Genomic DNA, 15,055 nt, shown 5'->3' with positions numbered 1-15,055 from the left:
CCACTGCGGTGCGTGCGCGAGGTGCGCTCGTACATCGGGACCGCCGACTTCCCCCACCGGGTCTGGACAGCAGTCCCTTCCCGGCTGACGGACAGCACCCGGTGGGCGGGACAGCTCGAAGACGTCCGCCGGACCGCGGCCTTCGGTCTGATCGACATGCGCGCACCGGCGTGGGGCAACCGGCACTTCATCGACCGCCGGTCTGGGCTTCCGGTCGTCCGGTACCGCGACGGCACCTGGCTCACGGTGGCCCCGGTGCCGCGCCCGAAGTAGCGAGGGACCCGGGCTGCGCGTCCGCACCCCTCAATTGCCTTTGGCTTCGGTGTTCTCCTGTGGCAGGGTGCTGCGTCGTGACAGAGAAAGACAACATCCGGATCGTCCCGCTCGCCGAGCGTCCGTCGCTGATCTCGCGCGTCTACGAGATCAACGACTCCTGGCCCGTCTTCACGCCCCACGACCCGGTCGCAGGCGCCTTGTTGAGCCGGGTTCCCGAGGACTTCCCGCAGTACTGCGTGGTGGCGACGGACGGCGACCGGGTCGTCGCGCGCGGACTCGGCGTGCCGTTCAACGCCGAGATCGACGGACGTGAGGAGATGCCCGACCAGGGCTGGGACCGGGTACTGGTGTGGGCGTTCCGTGACCGGCAGTACGGGCACGCGCCGACGGCAGCCAGTGCGCTCGAAATCTCGGTGGACGTCGACTATCTCGGCCGTGGTCTGTCCTACCGCATGCTGGCCGCGCTGCGTCAGGCGGCGGGGCGGCAGGGGCACGGCACCCTGTTGGCACCGGTCCGCCCGACGGCCAAGCACTTGGATCCTCGCGTCCCCATGACCGAATACCTCCGCCGGCGTCGGGACGACGGGCTGCCGGCCGACCCGTGGGTGCGGGTGCACGTCAAGGCCGGCGGCACCATCGAGAAGGTCTCTCCCGCCTCGATGACGGTCAGCGGTTCGCTGGCTCAGTGGCGGCAGTGGACCGGCCTGCCCTTCGACCGGGACGGTGACGTCGACGTACCCGGCGCCCTGGCACCGGTGCACTGCGACACCGCACACGACCACGCCGTCTACGTCGAGCCCAACGTCTGGATCCGGCACGGCGTGCAGCCGCACACCGGCTGAGAACACACTCCCCGCTACGACAACGTATCGGCGACCACGGATGCCGCTTCCGCGATGAGTTCGTTGTCGTACTCGGCGTCTTCGTCCTTCCGGTTCGTCAGGATCGCCACGACGATGGGGGCGGTGTCCGGGGGCCACACCACGGCGATGTCGTTGCGGGTGCCGTAGGTGCCACCGGATCCGGTCTTGTCGCCGACCACCCAGCCCTTGGGCATCCCGGCCCTGATGAGCTCATCTCCGGTCATGTTGGTCCGCAGCCACTTCGTCAACTGCGCGCGTTCGCCCTTGCCGAGGACGTCTCCGAGGACGAACGCGCGCAGATCGCCCGCGAGTGCCCGCGGCGTGCTCGTGTCGGACGTGGCACCCGGGGACCACTGGTTGAGTTCCGGTTCACCGTGTTCCATCCGGGTGACGTCGTCGCCGATCCCCGAGAGTGCGGCGTCCAGGCCCCGGGGACCTCCCAGTCGGTCGAGGAGCAGGTTGGCCGCGGTGTTGTCGCTGAAGCGGACGGCGGCGTCGCACAGGGCGCTCAGGCTCATCCCGGTCGCGACATGCTTTTCGCTCACCGGAGAGTTGGCGACCAGATCGTCCCGGGAGTACTTGATCACCTCGTCCATCCCGCCGAGGGAGTACTTGCGCAGCACGGCACCGGCGGCCAGTGCCTTGAACGTGGAGGCGAAGGCGAAGCGCTCACCGTCCCTGTGGGTGACTTCGCGACCGGTGCCGGTGTCGATGGCGTAGACGCCCAGCCGCGCGTCGTACTTGCGCTCAAGTTCCTTGAACTGCCGGGCGAACGGCTTCGCAGTCCCGGTCGGTCCCGTCGCCCCGGCGTGCGGGGAGGACACCACCGGGGATGACGGGGAGGAGGGGCGGTCGTCCTCTCCGCCGCACGCCGTGAGCGGTACGAGGGCGAGCGCGGTCAGCGCACCGAGTAGGGCACGCCGGGCACGGCTGTGCTGCTGCATGGGGTCCGGACCTCCAAGGCGCCCCGTGGGCAGGGCGCATAGGGGATGGAGCGGCACCTCCCCATCCCGGGGCGTCGTCATGAGTGCCGGGCCCACCTTCGCCGTCCGGCGGCCATGCGGTCCAATACCCTCGCGCGTTGTTTCATGCCGATCTGGCATAGGGTTCGGGCTGTGGATCTGGTCGGAGCGTGTCGAGCATTCGTCAGCGTCAGCGAACACGGCAGTTTCACCGTAGGAGCAGCCGCGGCCCGGATGTCCCAGCCGGTGGCCAGCCGTCGCGTCGCCGCCCTGGAAGAACGCTTCGGTGAGCAGCTGTTCGAGCGCATGTCACGGCGGGCCGTCCTCACGGCCTTCGGCCGGGACATGCTGCCGGCGGCCAGACAACTCGTGCAGGCGGCCGATGTGCTGCTGCACGAGGCCGAAGCCGCCAAGTCCAAGCCCTGGCGGCTCGCAGTGCCCGGTCTCTGCTCGACGGCCGCTCTCGCCCGCCTGCTCGCGGAGGCACGGGGGCACGGCATCACTCTCGATCTCCGTATCGCCGCGCCCGCTCAGCGCATCGAGTTCATCCACTCGCAGCTGGTGCGCGCCGCCCTGCTCGCGGTGCCCGCGGACGAGGCAACCTGGTCCGTGCCGCTCGGGCTCGCCGGTGTCCAGGATCCCGGCGTGCGGCGCGTCTACATCGAGACGTTGCGGATCGGCCGGGCATCGCCGGGCCCGGCCCGCCGTATCTGGATCCAGCCGGAGGACGACGTGCCGCACATCCGCGACCCGCTGACCCGGCTGCGGGACGCGGTCGGCCTGCGGCCCGCGCAGCTCGTGGCCGCGACCGACCTGACGACCGCCGCGGCGGAGGTGCTCTGCACGCGCGATCTGCTGCTTTGCTCCCCGGCCCAGGCGGAGGAACTCGCCCTGAACTGGCGGCCCATCGGTGAGGTCGCGCTCAGCCGGGGGTTCGCCCTCGTAGCCGCCGCGGGCGGCAATCCACAACACATCGAGGCGCGGCTGGGCGAGGCCATCGGCCGCTGCCTGGGCGCGGACAGCGGGACGGGCAGTGCGGGAGAGGCGGCGGCGTGAACACTGAAGCGCTTCTGAGCGACATGCGCCGGCAATTGCACGACGGCGGACTGCACGGCTGTCTGCTCGTGCGGGATCTCCACACGGGCGAGGAAGTAGGGATCGCACCGGACACCCAGTTACCTGCCGCGTCCCTGGTCAAGATTCCGCTCGCGCTGGCGACGGCGGAGCGCATCCGGCGGGGCGAACTCGACGGAGCGACGAGGCTCGACGTGCAACCCGGACGCACGACCACGCCCGGCCCCACCGGGCTGAGCCGGTTCCGCCACCCCGCCCGGATCGCCATCGATGACCTGCTCTATCTGAGTACCTGTGTGAGTGACGGGGCGGCCGCCGACGTACTGTTCGGACTCACCCCGCCCGATCAGGTCACCGACATGCTCCGTGAGTTCGGTCTCCGCGGCATCACCGTCCGGCACAGCCTCGACGAGCTCACCGACACCCCGCTGGAACGCTTCGACGCCTCCCAGGCCCATCTCGCCCTCTCCCTCGCCATCGACGCCGGCACCAGCGGTCGCGGGCATCGGGTGCCCCAGCTCGACACCACCCGCGCCAGCACCGGCAGCGCGCGCTCCTACGTCGAACTGCTACAGGCCCTGTGGACGCCGTCGGTGATCCATCCCGAAGTGGCCGAGTACGTACGTGGCCTGATGGTCCACAACCTCATCCGGCACCGGCTCGCCCCCGACTTCAGCTCCGACGCCACCACGTGGTCCTCCAAGACCGGCACCCTTCTCAACCTCCGGCACGAAATCGGTGTCGTCGAGCACTCCGACGGCCAGGCCTTCGCCATCGCCGTCCTGACCGAGTCACTCGTCCCGGCCAGTGCTCAGCCCGGCGCCGACGCCCTCATGGCGCAGGTGGCCCGCACACTGCGCGACCACCTTCGGCAGCTCTAGGGCCGTTCCATGTGGTGGAGCAGTTCGGCCCGCCTCGGCGGGGTGCGGGTCTCAGGCGTGGAAGCCGTTGCACACGACGGATGTGTACTTCGTCGGCCCGCCCTCGACGTGGTACAGCACCACGGTCCAGTCGCCCCTGTCGTCTCCCACCGGGATCGCGTCGACGGTGCGTTTGCCGAAGTGGGCACGGAAGTCGTCGGGGTACTTGAACTTGACGGTTCCGCCGGAGGACCAACGGGAGTAGATGTCTACGGGTTTGCTCGTGAAGCCGATGCCCTTGCCCACCACGGACCGAACGGGCCGCCCGGTGACACGGTCCGTCTCGTGCGGGGGCCGCACCCCCACGGATATGTAGTACGGCGCGGGCCTCTTCCCTTCTCCGGCGTCCTTGGGACGCAACTCCAGCGAGGCGGTGTCCGAGCCCGTGGTGTGCGAGACGGAGGACTGCAGGCCCGTCGGTGGTGAGGAATCGGCGATGCTGGACAGATCGCAGGAGCCCATGCCCTGGGCCGCCTGTTCCGGCTCCTCGGACAGGGTCCAGCGGTCCTGCGAGACACGATCGTTCACGATGTGGTCCGGGGGCCGGACGGCGGGCACCCTGGTGGCCCGACGCGACGTGTCCGGCTGTCCGGACGTGGTCGCCTCCGTGGTGGGAGCGGCGCCGGTCTTCGTCCCGTCCGATTGCGGGAGCAGCCAGACCGTCAGCGGCACGGCGAGTGCCACCGCGCATACGGCCGTCCAGACCCTGCCCCGCGGGGCCCGGTCGGGGCGCCCCTGCGGGGTCGGCCGGTCGTCCGGTGCGGTGCCTGACGGCCCGGTGGGTGCGGTGGTCTCGGCGCGCTCCGCCACGTGTACGGCCGGCTCATGGTCCAGCGGCCGTGTCCGGACCTCGGTCTCCGCTGCCCGTGTCGTCTCCGTCTCCGGCTCCATGTGTGCGCCGGTCGGCGTGGGTGGCGTCTCCTCGTGCCCGGGTACGGGGACGGGCTCGGCGGTGCGTGCCAGCAACCGGTAGTGGACGTCCGACGCCAGCGGCGAGTCCACCGCGCACCGGGCGATCACGGCGGCCGGCTCCGGCCGGTCTGCCGGGTCCTTGGCGACACACTGCCGGATGAGTTCGGCCAGCCCCGGCCGTACCCCTGCCAGGTCGATGTCCTCGTGCACGGTCCGGTAGCTCACCGCCGCCGGCTCGCCCGTGCCGTACGGGGGCCGGCCCGTCGCCGTGTACGCGAGGGTCGCGCCCAGCGCGAAGATGTCGGCCGCCGGGCCCACCTCGTTGCGCAGGAGAACCTCGGGCGCCGTGTAGCCGGGTGTCCCCGAAGTCATCCCGTCCCGGGTGAGGATCGTCTGCTCAAGCCCTCGTGCGATTCCGAAGTCGATCAGTTGCGGTCCCTGCGGCGAGAGAATGACGTTGTGCGGTTTCACGTCCCGGTGCGTGACTCCATGGGCATGGACCGCGGCCAGTCCTTCGGCGAGCGCGGCGAGCAGCCTCAGAGCGCTGTCCGGCGGGAAGGGGCCGCTCGCACCGACGGCGCCGCGCAGAGTGGGCCCTGCCACGTACTCGGTGACCAGCCAGTAGGGAGGTGTGTCGAGCGAGGCCTCGATCAACTGCGCGGTGTAGGCGCTGCGCACGGCCTCGACGGTCGCGGTCTCCCGCCGGAACCGGGCCAGCGAGTCGGGGTGGTCGCTGATCTCGTCGCGGATGACCTTCACGGCCACCAGCCGTCCGCCGGGCGACCTGCCGAGATATACCTGTCCCATGCCGCCCGCGCCGAGACGGGCGAGCAGGTGGTAGGCGCCCATGCGCGCGGGGTCCTGAGGTCGCAGTGCATCCACGGCACGACTGTGCCATATGCGTACGCCCGGCGGAGTGGCGGGCCGGAACTCGTGATCGGATCGATCTGGGTCAACGTGCGGGAGCGGTAAACCGGTTGGCTACTGTGCGGGGTTCCGCACCGGAACGCCGTACCCGGTGCAGCCGCCTTTCGTACGCTCCGGCACGGTTCGTGGACCGGGCTACAGACCGACGATGACCAGGGCGGTGTCGTCGCTGTTGCCGTTCGGGGGAATCAGTTCGCGCAGCAGGGTGTCGGCGAGTGTTTCGGCGTCCGCCGACCGGTGGCGGGTGAGGCAGTCGGCGAGCCGGCGGAGGCCGGTGTCGATGTCTTCGCGGCGGCGTTCGACCAGGCCGTCGGTGTACAGGACGAGAGTGGCGCCTTCCGTGAACGCGGTGTCGGCCTGGGGTCTGGCGACATGTTCGGGGCGGGCGCCCAGAGGGGGGTCGGTGGCCTGGTCGAGGAACTCGATGGCGCCGTCGCCATGGAGCAGGGCGGGCGGCGGGTGCCCGGCGCTGCTGTAGGTGAGGGTGTGGCCGGTGTAGTCGACGACCACCTGGACCGCGGTGGTGGATTCGGCCCCGTCGACGGAGCGGGCGTACAGACCGAGTGCGTCGAGGGCGGCCGCGGGGCCGTCGGCCACACGCACGGCGGCGCTGAGCGCGCTGCGGAGCTGGCCCATGACTCCGGCCGCGTTCAGGCCGTGCCCGACGACGTCCCCGACGGCCACCGCGATCCGGTCCCCCGTCAGTTCGGCGAGGTCGTACCAGTCGCCGCACACGTTCAGGGAGCCGACGGCCGGCCGGTAGCGCACTGCTGCCCGGCGGCGGCCGACCGGGCCGGAGGCCGGCAGCATCGCGGCCTGCAGGCTCAGCGCGACTTCGCGTTCACGGGCGTGTGCCTGCCGGAGCCGTTCGTTGACCTCCTGCAGTTCCCTGGCCCGGGTGTACAGGTCGGCCTCCAGCACCCTGGCCCGGTCCCCGCCGTTGTGGCCACCGCGGGCGCGGATCAGCTCGGTGACGTCCTCCACCCGGTGCAGCAGCAGTGCGACGCGCCCGTCCGGGCCGGGGACCGGGACGTTGACCGGGCTCCAGTACCGTTCCTCCCACTCGCCGGGCCGGTCGGGGTTCTGGACGTCGTAGCGCTGCAGCGCCATGGCGTCGCGTTCGCCGGTGTCCGCCACCCGCCGCAGCGACATCTCCAGATTCCGTCTGCCGGTCGCGGTGGGGTCGTCGGGGTTGTCGGGAAAGGCATCGAACAGATAGCGGCCGACCAGTTGGTCATGTGTCCGCCGCGACACCCGCAGAAACGCCTCGTTGACATCCACGTACACGAGGTCGGTGGTCAGCAGCGCCACTGCTCCCGGCAGCACCTGGAACACCGCCTCGTAGTCGATGCCGGAATACTTCACAACGCCTCCAGCCTCCGTGCGTGCCGCTCACATGTGGTGTGGTGACAGGCATCGTGGCCCGGTCCCCGCCGGTCTCCGGCGCGCCCCGCGGCACCGGACGGGGCCGGATGGGCATCCGGCCCCTTGCGTGCGAGGGCTCAGGATGACCCGGCCGGCCGGCCCAGGTCCGCATTGCGCCATCGGCGGCATGTCACCGGCCGTGAGGTGAGGGACCGGACCCGGGTGGGCGTGTGAGCCACGGTGGGGCGGGCTGGGTTCAGGGGATGTCGCCACGACGGCGCGTCAGGCCGCGAAAGCTCTCCAGCTTCTCCAACAGCCGCCGCACGCCTTCCCGGTCGGCCGGCAGTTTCGCGGCGTCGTCCGGGTCGGTCGTGGGGCCTGCCGGAAAGCCGGTCAGCAGCTCGCCCACTGTGACCTGTTTTCCCGTCAGAAGCGGATCGAGTACCCGGAGCAGGTCGCCGGGGGTCAGGGCGGTCGCCGTGTCGTGCCCGTTCACGGCACAGTTCGTCCCTGCCGCGAGCGGTGCCCAGCGCACCGGGTTTCTCGGATCGGCCTCGACCACCGTGTCGTCCGTCAGCCGCCGCGGCCCGGCCGGACCGGGCACCGGCTCGAAGCCGCCGGCCGTGCGACGACGCAGCGAGACGGTGGTGACACGGTCCCGGATCGAACCCTGCTCACCGAACCGTCCGAAGGCCTGTACCGAGCGCAGCAGCCCCTCCGGCAGCACCGGTGACAGCAGTCCGTCCGGGCCGACGTGTGCGGAGAGCGCCGGAGTGCCGATGGGCTCCAGTCGGCTGTCGCGGCCGGGCCGGCCGGTCAGTGCCGCCGTGTCGAGATCGGCCAGGAGGTCCTCCAGTTCGTACCCGGCACGGTGCTCCTCCCGCGGCACTCCCACGTTCACGCTGGTGGCGGGCTCCGCGCCGACGCTCTCGCCGACGTGGTAGTAGCCCGACGGCCAGTACAGCAGGTCGCCGGGGCCGACCTCGGCCTCGAAGGAGCCGTCGCGGTAGCGGCCGTAGTCGAGCACCGTCGACACCGGCTCGTTCCAGGGCCGCTCCGGCCAGAACCGCATCCGCTTGCGGCCTTTGAGGCCGTACATGAACGTGGCGAACCGGTCCTTGTGGACGCCGACCGGACTGTGTTCGTACGTACCGTGGAAGAGCGTGGTGATCGCACCCGTGAGCGGCAGTCCGACGCCCGCCCACAGCCCTGCGTAGAACTTCCGTTCCCGGTCCCACAGAGCGAAGTCGTGGGCATGGAACCCGCTGATCACCAATGCGTAGCGGCGCCCGGCCAGCTCGGCCGGGAGTCGTTCCTGGTAGTGGTCGAAGGAGCGATCGGCCCGGCCGGGCAGGAGTGGTCCCGGCCGAGCTCGTTGCACTCTTTCGACGGTGAGGCTCACCGTCGGCGGTGGCTCGGTCGCCGGGGCCGCACCCGGCAGGCAGGCGGCGGTCGCTGCCGCGAACACCTCCGCCTCGGCAAAGGGCACAGGGGCGATCGACCGGAACAGCACGGGGCTCCGGTCCCAGTGCTGTGCGATGAAGGCCGGCCAGTCGAAGCCCGTATTCACCACGGTCAGCGGCTCGGTCATGGGGTCGGCTCCTTCTCCGGTCGTGACCGTCTGCCGACTGCCGCGGCGGACCCGTCCGCGTCGGACGGCGGCTCCGACGACGGATCGTCCGTGAGGTCGACGGCGCGCAGGGCGTGCAGTTTCCGCAGCAGGGCCAGCGCTCCCGCGTGGGAGGACTGCGGCAGTTGTCGGCACAGGTCTCCGACCGTGGGTGCGGCGGTGGTGTTCTCCTGGAGGAGCTCCAGCAGCCGCTCTCCCGACTGCCCTCGCAGGGCGAAGGCATGGCCGTTGGCCGCCCACACCCAGCCGTTGCCCTCCGGCATCCGCAACACCGGCGCGGTGACCCTCACCCGTTGTCCAGCCTCGGGGGGCGGTGGGCTCTGTCGTGGTGGCGGTACGGGTTCGAGTCCGCCCGCGCTGGCCCGTCGGGCCCACAGGATGCGGAGCACCCGCTCCAGCCGCGGGCTCTCGCACTCGTGCCCCAGCGCCGCCGCGGTGTCCGTCAGCGGCCGCACATCGGGCAGGGCGGCCCGCGGGTCCTCGGAGGGTGCGTCGTCCAGGTACGGGACCGCGTCGTCCGAGCCATACCTGTGTTCCTGCAGCAGGCCCGACACCACGTCCTCCACGGCTCGGTGCAGCAACCGGGGATCCGCCGGGATCCGCAGACGAAGGGCCAACGTGCGGGGTTCGTACCGGACTTCGGCACGGTGGCCGGCGGGGCGGTACACCACTTCGCCGACGCCCGCACGCAGGGTGAGAGCGTCGCCGCCACCGTCATCGCCCGCTCGTAGCCGGACAGTGAGGCCACCGTGCAGCACGAACGTCACCGTGGCGTGGGTCCCCTCGCCTCCGGGAGCCGTCGGCACCGTGATTCCGCCGCCCGCGAGCAGTTCGGTGACCACGGGGAGCACCGGGGAACCGATCCGCTGCCACAGCGGGGCGACCAGCTCACGAGTCTGTGACCAGAGCTCGAAGTCCAGCATCAACGGCTGTTCCACGGCGAGCAGTCGCCCCTGATCCGGCAGCCGGGTGTCCAGCCGGTCGTGGTAGTCCGTGACCGTGGCGTCGTCCGGGCCCGGCAGCAGGTCACCCGGGGCTCCGATGCAGCCGCTCCCGACCAGGAAGCGGACGTCGGGCAGGACACGGAAACGAGTGCCGGCCCGGAACGGTGCCGCGGCGGCAGCCATCGTCCGGTACGCGAGCGGGCCGTCCAACGGAGGTGTGCCGGTTCCGCTGTCCCATGCCCGCAGCAGTGCGGGAGTGCCGTCCCGGTGGTGGCGGGCGAGGTGGTCCCAGACGGTTGTGTTCACGCGTCCTCCGCGGCGGGGGCCGGGAAGCGGCGACGAATGCGTACCGCGTAACGGGCCAGCGGCTCCATGCCCAGCTGCCGTCGGCGTTCGTCCACCGCCTCGGGCCGTTCGATCGGGCACGGTTCGAGTCCGTCGGCCCCCCGTCTGAACTTCGTGCCGTAGAGCTGCGGACCGCCCTCGCTCAGCCGCACCGCGTCGGTGGCAAATGCGACATGTCGCCAGGGGATGTCGCCGTCGGCGGCGGCCTGTTCCATCCGGTCCAGGCATTCGCGCAGCAGGTCGGGCGCGCCTCGGGCGTGCTGGACGAGCCGGCAGGCGGCCTCGGCAGCACGCTCGCCCACCAACGCCCTTCCGGGCCAGCCGTGTTCACGGATCACATCCATCAGCCAGGCCAACGCGGTGTCGGTGATCTTCCCCAGCCGTTCCTCGGTCCCGGCGTCGGTGAAGCCACCGGCCGTCCACCGTTCACGCAGTGCGGCATCCACCCGGTCCAGCCGCAGGAGCCGTCTGCTGATCGCCGCATTGCGTACGGTGACGCGGAAGGGCTCGATCCGCAGCCGTACGGTCGTACGGTCCCAGCTGTACACGATCCGGCGGCCCGCCTGTCGCCAGTCGAAGGCCACTTCGCCTTCGCAGGCGCTGCTGAGCCGAATGCGGGTCCCGTTCGCGGGATCGTCGAAGCCGCCGGGCCCCACGTCGTCGAAGACGTATTCCACGGCGTCGCGCAGGGCCACGCCGAGGCCGGCGAGTTCCAGCCGCACGGTGCTCCGCGGAAGCACCGGCGGTATCCCGTGGGCCGCCGGATCCGGGCCGGGGAGTGCGGTGAACTCGGCGATCCGCGGAGGCGGTTCCATGCACAGCAGCGGGCCGTCGGCCTGAGCTCGGAAGAAGTACGGAACGTCGCCGCGTCGCATCTGTTCACGCTCGGCGGGGGCGAAGGCGTCCTGGTCACGCATTCCGGCCAGCAGTTCGCCGGCGAGCGCGTCGGTGTACACCGCGGTCGGGTGCGGCAGCACGCGGACGAACCGCTGCTCCGCACCGTCGGCGATCAGCTCGTTGAGCCGTCCCTGGTTACGGCACATCAGGGTCCAGGCGTCGAACATGCCGCGCAGAAAGGCCGGGAGGTGCGGTCCATATCCGGTACGGCCGTTGGTTTCGGCCACCACGTTGCGGGTTTCGGACCGGGCGCAGGGTGCGCTTCGGGTACGCAGTTCCAGTCCTCCCCCACGGCCGGCAGTGAAGTACGCCGCCGGTCCGTCCACGGTGCACCAGCGGGCGGAGTTCTCCATGCCGGGGTGATGGTGGCCGGCGCCGTCGGGATCCGCGATGAGCCCGGTGTCGTGCAGCCGCCGGAGCGGCAGGAGGAAGATCTCCAGGTCGACGGGGTAGAGGAGCGCGGCGGTCGCGCCGGGCCGGGTGCCCGTCAGCAGATTGCCCTCGCCGAGGTCGGCTATCCCGAAACCGAAGCACGCGGCGGCGAGGGATCCGGCACGGTGCCAGAAGCGCGGGGCCTCGCGGCGGCCGAGCCGGGTGCCTGCCAGGCGGAGCCCGGTGGAACGGCGGAGCGTACCCCAGTGGGCCGGTGGTTCGATCCACTCCTGCCAGGAGTAGGCGCGCCGGTCCCGGCCCCGGCCGCTGCGTTGGCGCAGCAGCGGCAGTTGCACCTGCCCCGAGACCGGCGGCAGGGTGTTGAGGAGGCCGAAGACCGATTTCGGGGCGTCGGGGACACTCTCGGCGAGAAAGAGTGCCTCGCCGCCGGTCGGCCGGGGCTTGTACGCCACGCGTCCGCCGCCGGCCATCCGTAGCCGCAGCACCCGCTGGCCGCCGTTGTGACTCTCGGCGCCGTGTGCCCGCAGCTCCGTCAAGGGCGGGCAGAGGGCCGGGTCGTCGAACCAGGAGGACCGAAGGTCGCGCCGGAGCCGTCGCAGGAAGAGGTCGAGAAAGTCCTGGTACTGGCGTCCGCGGCGCGTCCAGGGCTCTTCGTCGCCGTTGTCCTCGCGGTTCGGGTTTGGGTCCGGCGGTGTGTCGGGGGCTGCGGCGCAGCCGGTGAAGACCTCCGCGACCAGAGGACCGAACAGTTCGGCGTTGCCGACCGTGAGGAGTTCGGGTGCGACGAACGATCGATGGCGGCGCCGGGCGCCACGGCACCATACGTCCAGGCTCGTGAGGAGAGCGAGCAGTGGCGCGAATCGCGGCTGTGTGAGGATCTGCGCGATCAGCCGGGCGTCGCTGTCGCCTTCGAGCGACCGGCCGGGGGCCAGAACCCCTTCCTGCGTACTGCGCAGAACCGGAGGAAAGAGCCCGCTCGCCGTGCCGGAGCGGATCGCTTCCACGATTTCCCGCGCCGCGGGCGGGAGCTGCGGGGCGGAATCCGCTGCTGCGGCTGCGGGTTCGGACTGCCAGAGCACGTTCGTCATACGGCGTTCGTTCCCCGGGGTGGGTGGTGCGGGACGCCGCCCGACGGACCGGACGGCGTCGTGCGCCAAACGGTCAGAACGTACAGTAGATCCTCACGCATGTGCTCGTCTCGGAGGACGAACGAGCCGGGATCTCCTGCTCCAGTTCACCGATCACGAGGTCGAGTTCGGCCTCGTTGTCCGGGGTCTCGGACAGTAAGTGCATAGGGCTGGTGGACATGCTCTGCTTCACGACAGGCCTCCTGCAGGAAACGTGCGGTCGATCAACTCGCGTAATTCTAAGGAGCATTGATGGTCCGTGGTAGTGGGCGTGCGGCTCAGACGAGAGCGGGGGCGGTGAGGTCGAGGGTCAGCCGGTTCTTCCAGTCATTGGTGAAGACCGCGGTCGCTCCCTCATGGTGCATGCCCACGAAAGGGTTGGAGCAGAACATCACGGCGAGCCATCGCAACGAGCAGTCGGAGCCGAGGCGGGAGAGGTAGCCGATGTTGCCCATCCCGCTGCCTCCGCCGGACATCCAGCCCGATCCGTCCGGCAGCAGGGTCTCGAAGCAGGTGTCCACCTCGATGATGCCGCCCTCCTCGATGGCACGGGCCACGTCGAACGGCTCTCCGAGGCGGAAGGGGATCGGCTGTCCGGCGTCCGGGCGGTAGGCGCCGGGGCCGGCCACGTGCAGCTCCAGCCCGGTGTCGTCCGGCCGGTACAGCCCGTCGTGGAATGGCATCTCCCCGGCCGCCCACAGCCGCTCGATCATTCCCACAATCCCGCCCCGCCCGTCCAGCAGTCCTCACACGGTGTCACTTCCGACCACCTAAACACATCTGCGTCAGTAGGCGGAGTTGACGTTGTCGATGGATCCGTAGCGGTCGGCGGCGTAGTTGGCGGCCGCGGTGATGTTGGCGACGGGGTCGGTGAGGCTCTTGGCGGTGCCGTTGACGTGGTAGGCGTTGAAGGTCGGCTCGATGACCTGGAGCAGGCCCTTGGAGGGGGTGCCCTTCTGTGCGTTGACGTCCCAGCCGTTCTGGGCGTTGGGGTTGCCGCTGGACTCGCGCATGATGTTGCGGTGCAGGCCCTCGTAGGTGCCGGGGATGCCCTTGGCCTTCATGACGGCGAGGGATTCCTTGATCCAGCCGTCGAGGTTGTTGGCGTAGCCGCTGTTGCCCTGCTGGGTGTCGCCGGTGGTGGCGGTCTTGGCCGCGGGGGTGGTGGGCTGCTTGGTCTCGGCGGCGTGTGCGGAGGTCGAGGTGAGGGTGAGGGCGGCTGCCGCGGCGGCGGTGGTGGCCAGTGCGGTGAGGGACAGGGTGCGCAGGCGGCTGGTGCGGTTCAGGGTGTGGGTGGTCATGCGGAAGTGACTCTCCTTGGTGTGGGGTGTGCCGTCCGGTGTGGGTGGCGGCGTGCGGGGCGGGGCCCTGCGTGGTCCGGCGGGGGTCCGTCCGGGCCGGTCGCGGTGTCCCGCAACGAGAGCCATGGTTAGCGGTGGCCGGGGCGGGGGTCAATGATGTGACGTACTACCCGAATACGGAGCAATGTCCGAAATAAGACGCTCTGGGCCGTTTCTATGCCGTTCGGGCGGCCCTTTTTCTACTATCCGGCCTAGGATGTGACGTGGCCCCTATGGGTGGCATCACATCCACAGGGCCATTTCGCTAGGGTCCCCACCCATGCCGGACATCCGTCACTCCCCCGAGGCGCCCACCCGCACACAGGCGATGGCCCCCGGAGAGCGCATCGACGCACACCGCCACGACGACCACCAGGTCGTCTACGCGGGCCCCGGTGTCCTCGCGGTCACCACCGACGCGGGCACCTGGTTCGCCCCCGGCACCCGGGCCATCTGGGTTCCCGCCGGCTGCGTCCACGCCCACCGAGCCCACGGGCACCTCGCCCTGCACCTGCTGGGCCTGCCCGCCGACACCAATCCCCTCGGCCTCGACGCCCCGACCGTGCTCTCCGTCGACCCCCTGCTGCGCGAACTGATCCTCGCCTGCACCCGGAGCCCGCACGACGACACCCCGGAGCGGCTGCGCCTGCGCACGGTTCTCCTCGACCGGCTGCGCACCTCGCCCCAGCAGCCCGTGCAGCTGCCCGCCCCCACCGATCCCCGCCTCAGAGCCGTCTGCGACGTCCTGCACCACGACCCTGCCGACCCGCGCACACTGGCCGCCCTGGCGAGCACGGCGGGGGCCGGAGAGCGCACCCTCAGCCGCCTCTTCCGTCGCGAGCTGGGCGTGACGTTCCCGCAGTGGCGCACCCAACTGCGCCTGTACCACGCCCTTCGCATGCTGGCCGAAGACGTACCGGTGACGACGGTCGCCCACCACTGCGGCTGGTCGTCGGCCAGCGCCTTCATCGACGTCTTCCGCCGCGCTTTCGGTTACACCCCGGGCACCCACAGCCGCCGGCCCTGATCACGCCATCACCATCCGGCGTGACGGGCGGATTTTCGGCAATGGTTGGCAGA

The 15,055-nt window shown here is 70.8% G+C and carries 14 protein-coding genes; 5 read left to right on the top strand and 9 right to left on the bottom strand.

All coding sequences use genetic code 11. The features are described from left to right. The first annotated feature begins 12 nt into the window (after window positions 1-12). Window positions 13-273: a hypothetical protein gene (locus tag OG978_RS38975; RefSeq protein WP_326769744.1), complete on the top strand. Its 261-nt coding sequence runs from the start codon at window positions 13-15 to the stop codon at window positions 271-273. 77 nt (window positions 274-350) lie between these two features. Next, a complete protein-coding gene (locus OG978_RS38970) occupies window positions 351-1,118 on the top strand; it encodes an N-acetyltransferase (protein ID WP_326769743.1) in 768 nt (255 codons plus the stop codon). Window positions 1,119-1,132: 14 nt separating this feature from the next. On the opposite strand, the gene bla is transcribed toward OG978_RS38970, so the two are convergent. Further along, window positions 1,133-2,083 (bottom strand): class A beta-lactamase, encoded by a 951-nt coding sequence (bla, locus tag OG978_RS38965; RefSeq protein ID WP_326769742.1) that lies wholly within the window; start codon window positions 2,081-2,083, stop codon window positions 1,133-1,135. A gap of 144 nt (window positions 2,084-2,227) precedes the next feature. On the opposite strand from bla, the gene OG978_RS38960 reads away from it, so the two are divergent. Continuing rightward, entirely contained in the window at window positions 2,228-3,157 is a 930-nt protein-coding gene (locus OG978_RS38960) for a LysR family transcriptional regulator (protein ID WP_326769741.1), read from the top strand. Further along, on the top strand, window positions 3,154-4,056 hold the full coding sequence (locus OG978_RS38955; protein WP_326769740.1) for a serine hydrolase: 903 nt from the start codon (window positions 3,154-3,156) through the stop codon (window positions 4,054-4,056). Before OG978_RS38960 ends, OG978_RS38955 begins: the two co-directional genes overlap by 4 nt. Window positions 4,057-4,107: 51 nt before the next feature. On the opposite strand, the gene OG978_RS38950 is transcribed toward OG978_RS38955, so the two are convergent. The 8 genes from OG978_RS38950 to OG978_RS38915 all read right to left on the bottom strand — a co-directional run bounded on the left by OG978_RS38950 (window position 4,108) and on the right by OG978_RS38915 (window position 13,936). Further along, window positions 4,108-5,889 (bottom strand): serine/threonine-protein kinase, encoded by a 1,782-nt coding sequence (locus tag OG978_RS38950; RefSeq protein ID WP_326769739.1) that lies wholly within the window; start codon window positions 5,887-5,889, stop codon window positions 4,108-4,110. Between the two features lie 180 nt (window positions 5,890-6,069). Next, on the bottom strand, window positions 6,070-7,299 hold the full coding sequence (locus OG978_RS38945) for a PP2C family protein-serine/threonine phosphatase (RefSeq protein WP_326769738.1): 1,230 nt from the start codon (window positions 7,297-7,299) through the stop codon (window positions 6,070-6,072). A 256-nt stretch (window positions 7,300-7,555) separates the two neighbouring features. Next, window positions 7,556-8,890, bottom strand: a complete 1,335-nt coding sequence (locus tag OG978_RS38940) for a JmjC domain-containing protein (RefSeq protein ID WP_326769737.1) — start codon at window positions 8,888-8,890, stop codon at window positions 7,556-7,558. Then, complete coding sequence (locus OG978_RS38935) at window positions 8,887-10,179, bottom strand: hypothetical protein (protein ID WP_326769736.1); 1,293 nt, start codon at window positions 10,177-10,179, stop codon at window positions 8,887-8,889. The genes OG978_RS38940 and OG978_RS38935 overlap by 4 nt, the downstream gene beginning before the upstream one ends. Next, window positions 10,176-12,596, bottom strand: a complete 2,421-nt coding sequence (locus OG978_RS38930) for a DUF4135 domain-containing protein (RefSeq protein WP_326769735.1) — start codon at window positions 12,594-12,596, stop codon at window positions 10,176-10,178. The genes OG978_RS38935 and OG978_RS38930 overlap by 4 nt, the downstream gene beginning before the upstream one ends. Before the next feature lie 73 nt (window positions 12,597-12,669). Beyond that, window positions 12,670-12,828 (bottom strand): hypothetical protein, encoded by a 159-nt coding sequence (locus OG978_RS38925; RefSeq protein ID WP_326769734.1) that lies wholly within the window; start codon window positions 12,826-12,828, stop codon window positions 12,670-12,672. An 85-nt stretch (window positions 12,829-12,913) separates the two neighbouring features. After that, a complete protein-coding gene (locus tag OG978_RS38920) occupies window positions 12,914-13,348 on the bottom strand; it encodes a hypothetical protein (RefSeq protein ID WP_326769733.1) in 435 nt (144 codons plus the stop codon). 72 nt (window positions 13,349-13,420) lie between these two features. Then, a complete protein-coding gene (locus OG978_RS38915; protein WP_326764284.1) occupies window positions 13,421-13,936 on the bottom strand; it encodes a transglycosylase SLT domain-containing protein in 516 nt (171 codons plus the stop codon). Window positions 13,937-14,255: 319 nt separating this feature from the next. Between OG978_RS38915 and OG978_RS38910 the strand changes: the two genes are divergently transcribed. Beyond that, entirely contained in the window at window positions 14,256-15,002 is a 747-nt protein-coding gene (locus OG978_RS38910) for a helix-turn-helix transcriptional regulator (protein ID WP_326769732.1), read from the top strand. The last annotated feature ends 53 nt before the right edge of the window (window positions 15,003-15,055 follow it).

The organism is Streptomyces sp. NBC_01591 (assembly GCF_035918155.1).
Lineage (GTDB): Bacteria > Actinomycetota > Actinomycetes > Streptomycetales > Streptomycetaceae > Streptomyces.
This window is presented reverse-complemented; position numbering and strand designations above follow the sequence as displayed.

Excerpts from the sequence above, each read along its gene's own strand:
- OG978_RS38960 (WP_326769741.1), top strand. The coding sequence starts at position 2,228 with ATGCCGATCTGGCATAGGGTTCGGGCTGTGGATCTGGTCGGAGCGTGT.
- OG978_RS38930 (WP_326769735.1), bottom strand. The coding sequence starts at position 12,596 with ATGACGAACGTGCTCTGGCAGTCCGAACCCGCAGCCGCAGCAGCGGAT.
- OG978_RS38920 (WP_326769733.1), bottom strand. The coding sequence starts at position 13,348 with ATGATCGAGCGGCTGTGGGCGGCCGGGGAGATGCCATTCCACGACGGG.
- OG978_RS38915 (WP_326764284.1), bottom strand. The coding sequence starts at position 13,936 with ATGACCACCCACACCCTGAACCGCACCAGCCGCCTGCGCACCCTGTCC.
- OG978_RS38940 (WP_326769737.1), bottom strand. The coding sequence starts at position 8,890 with ATGACCGAGCCGCTGACCGTGGTGAATACGGGCTTCGACTGGCCGGCC.
- bla (WP_326769742.1), bottom strand. The coding sequence starts at position 2,083 with ATGCAGCAGCACAGCCGTGCCCGGCGTGCCCTACTCGGTGCGCTGACC.
- OG978_RS38910 (WP_326769732.1), top strand. The coding sequence starts at position 14,256 with ATGCCGGACATCCGTCACTCCCCCGAGGCGCCCACCCGCACACAGGCG.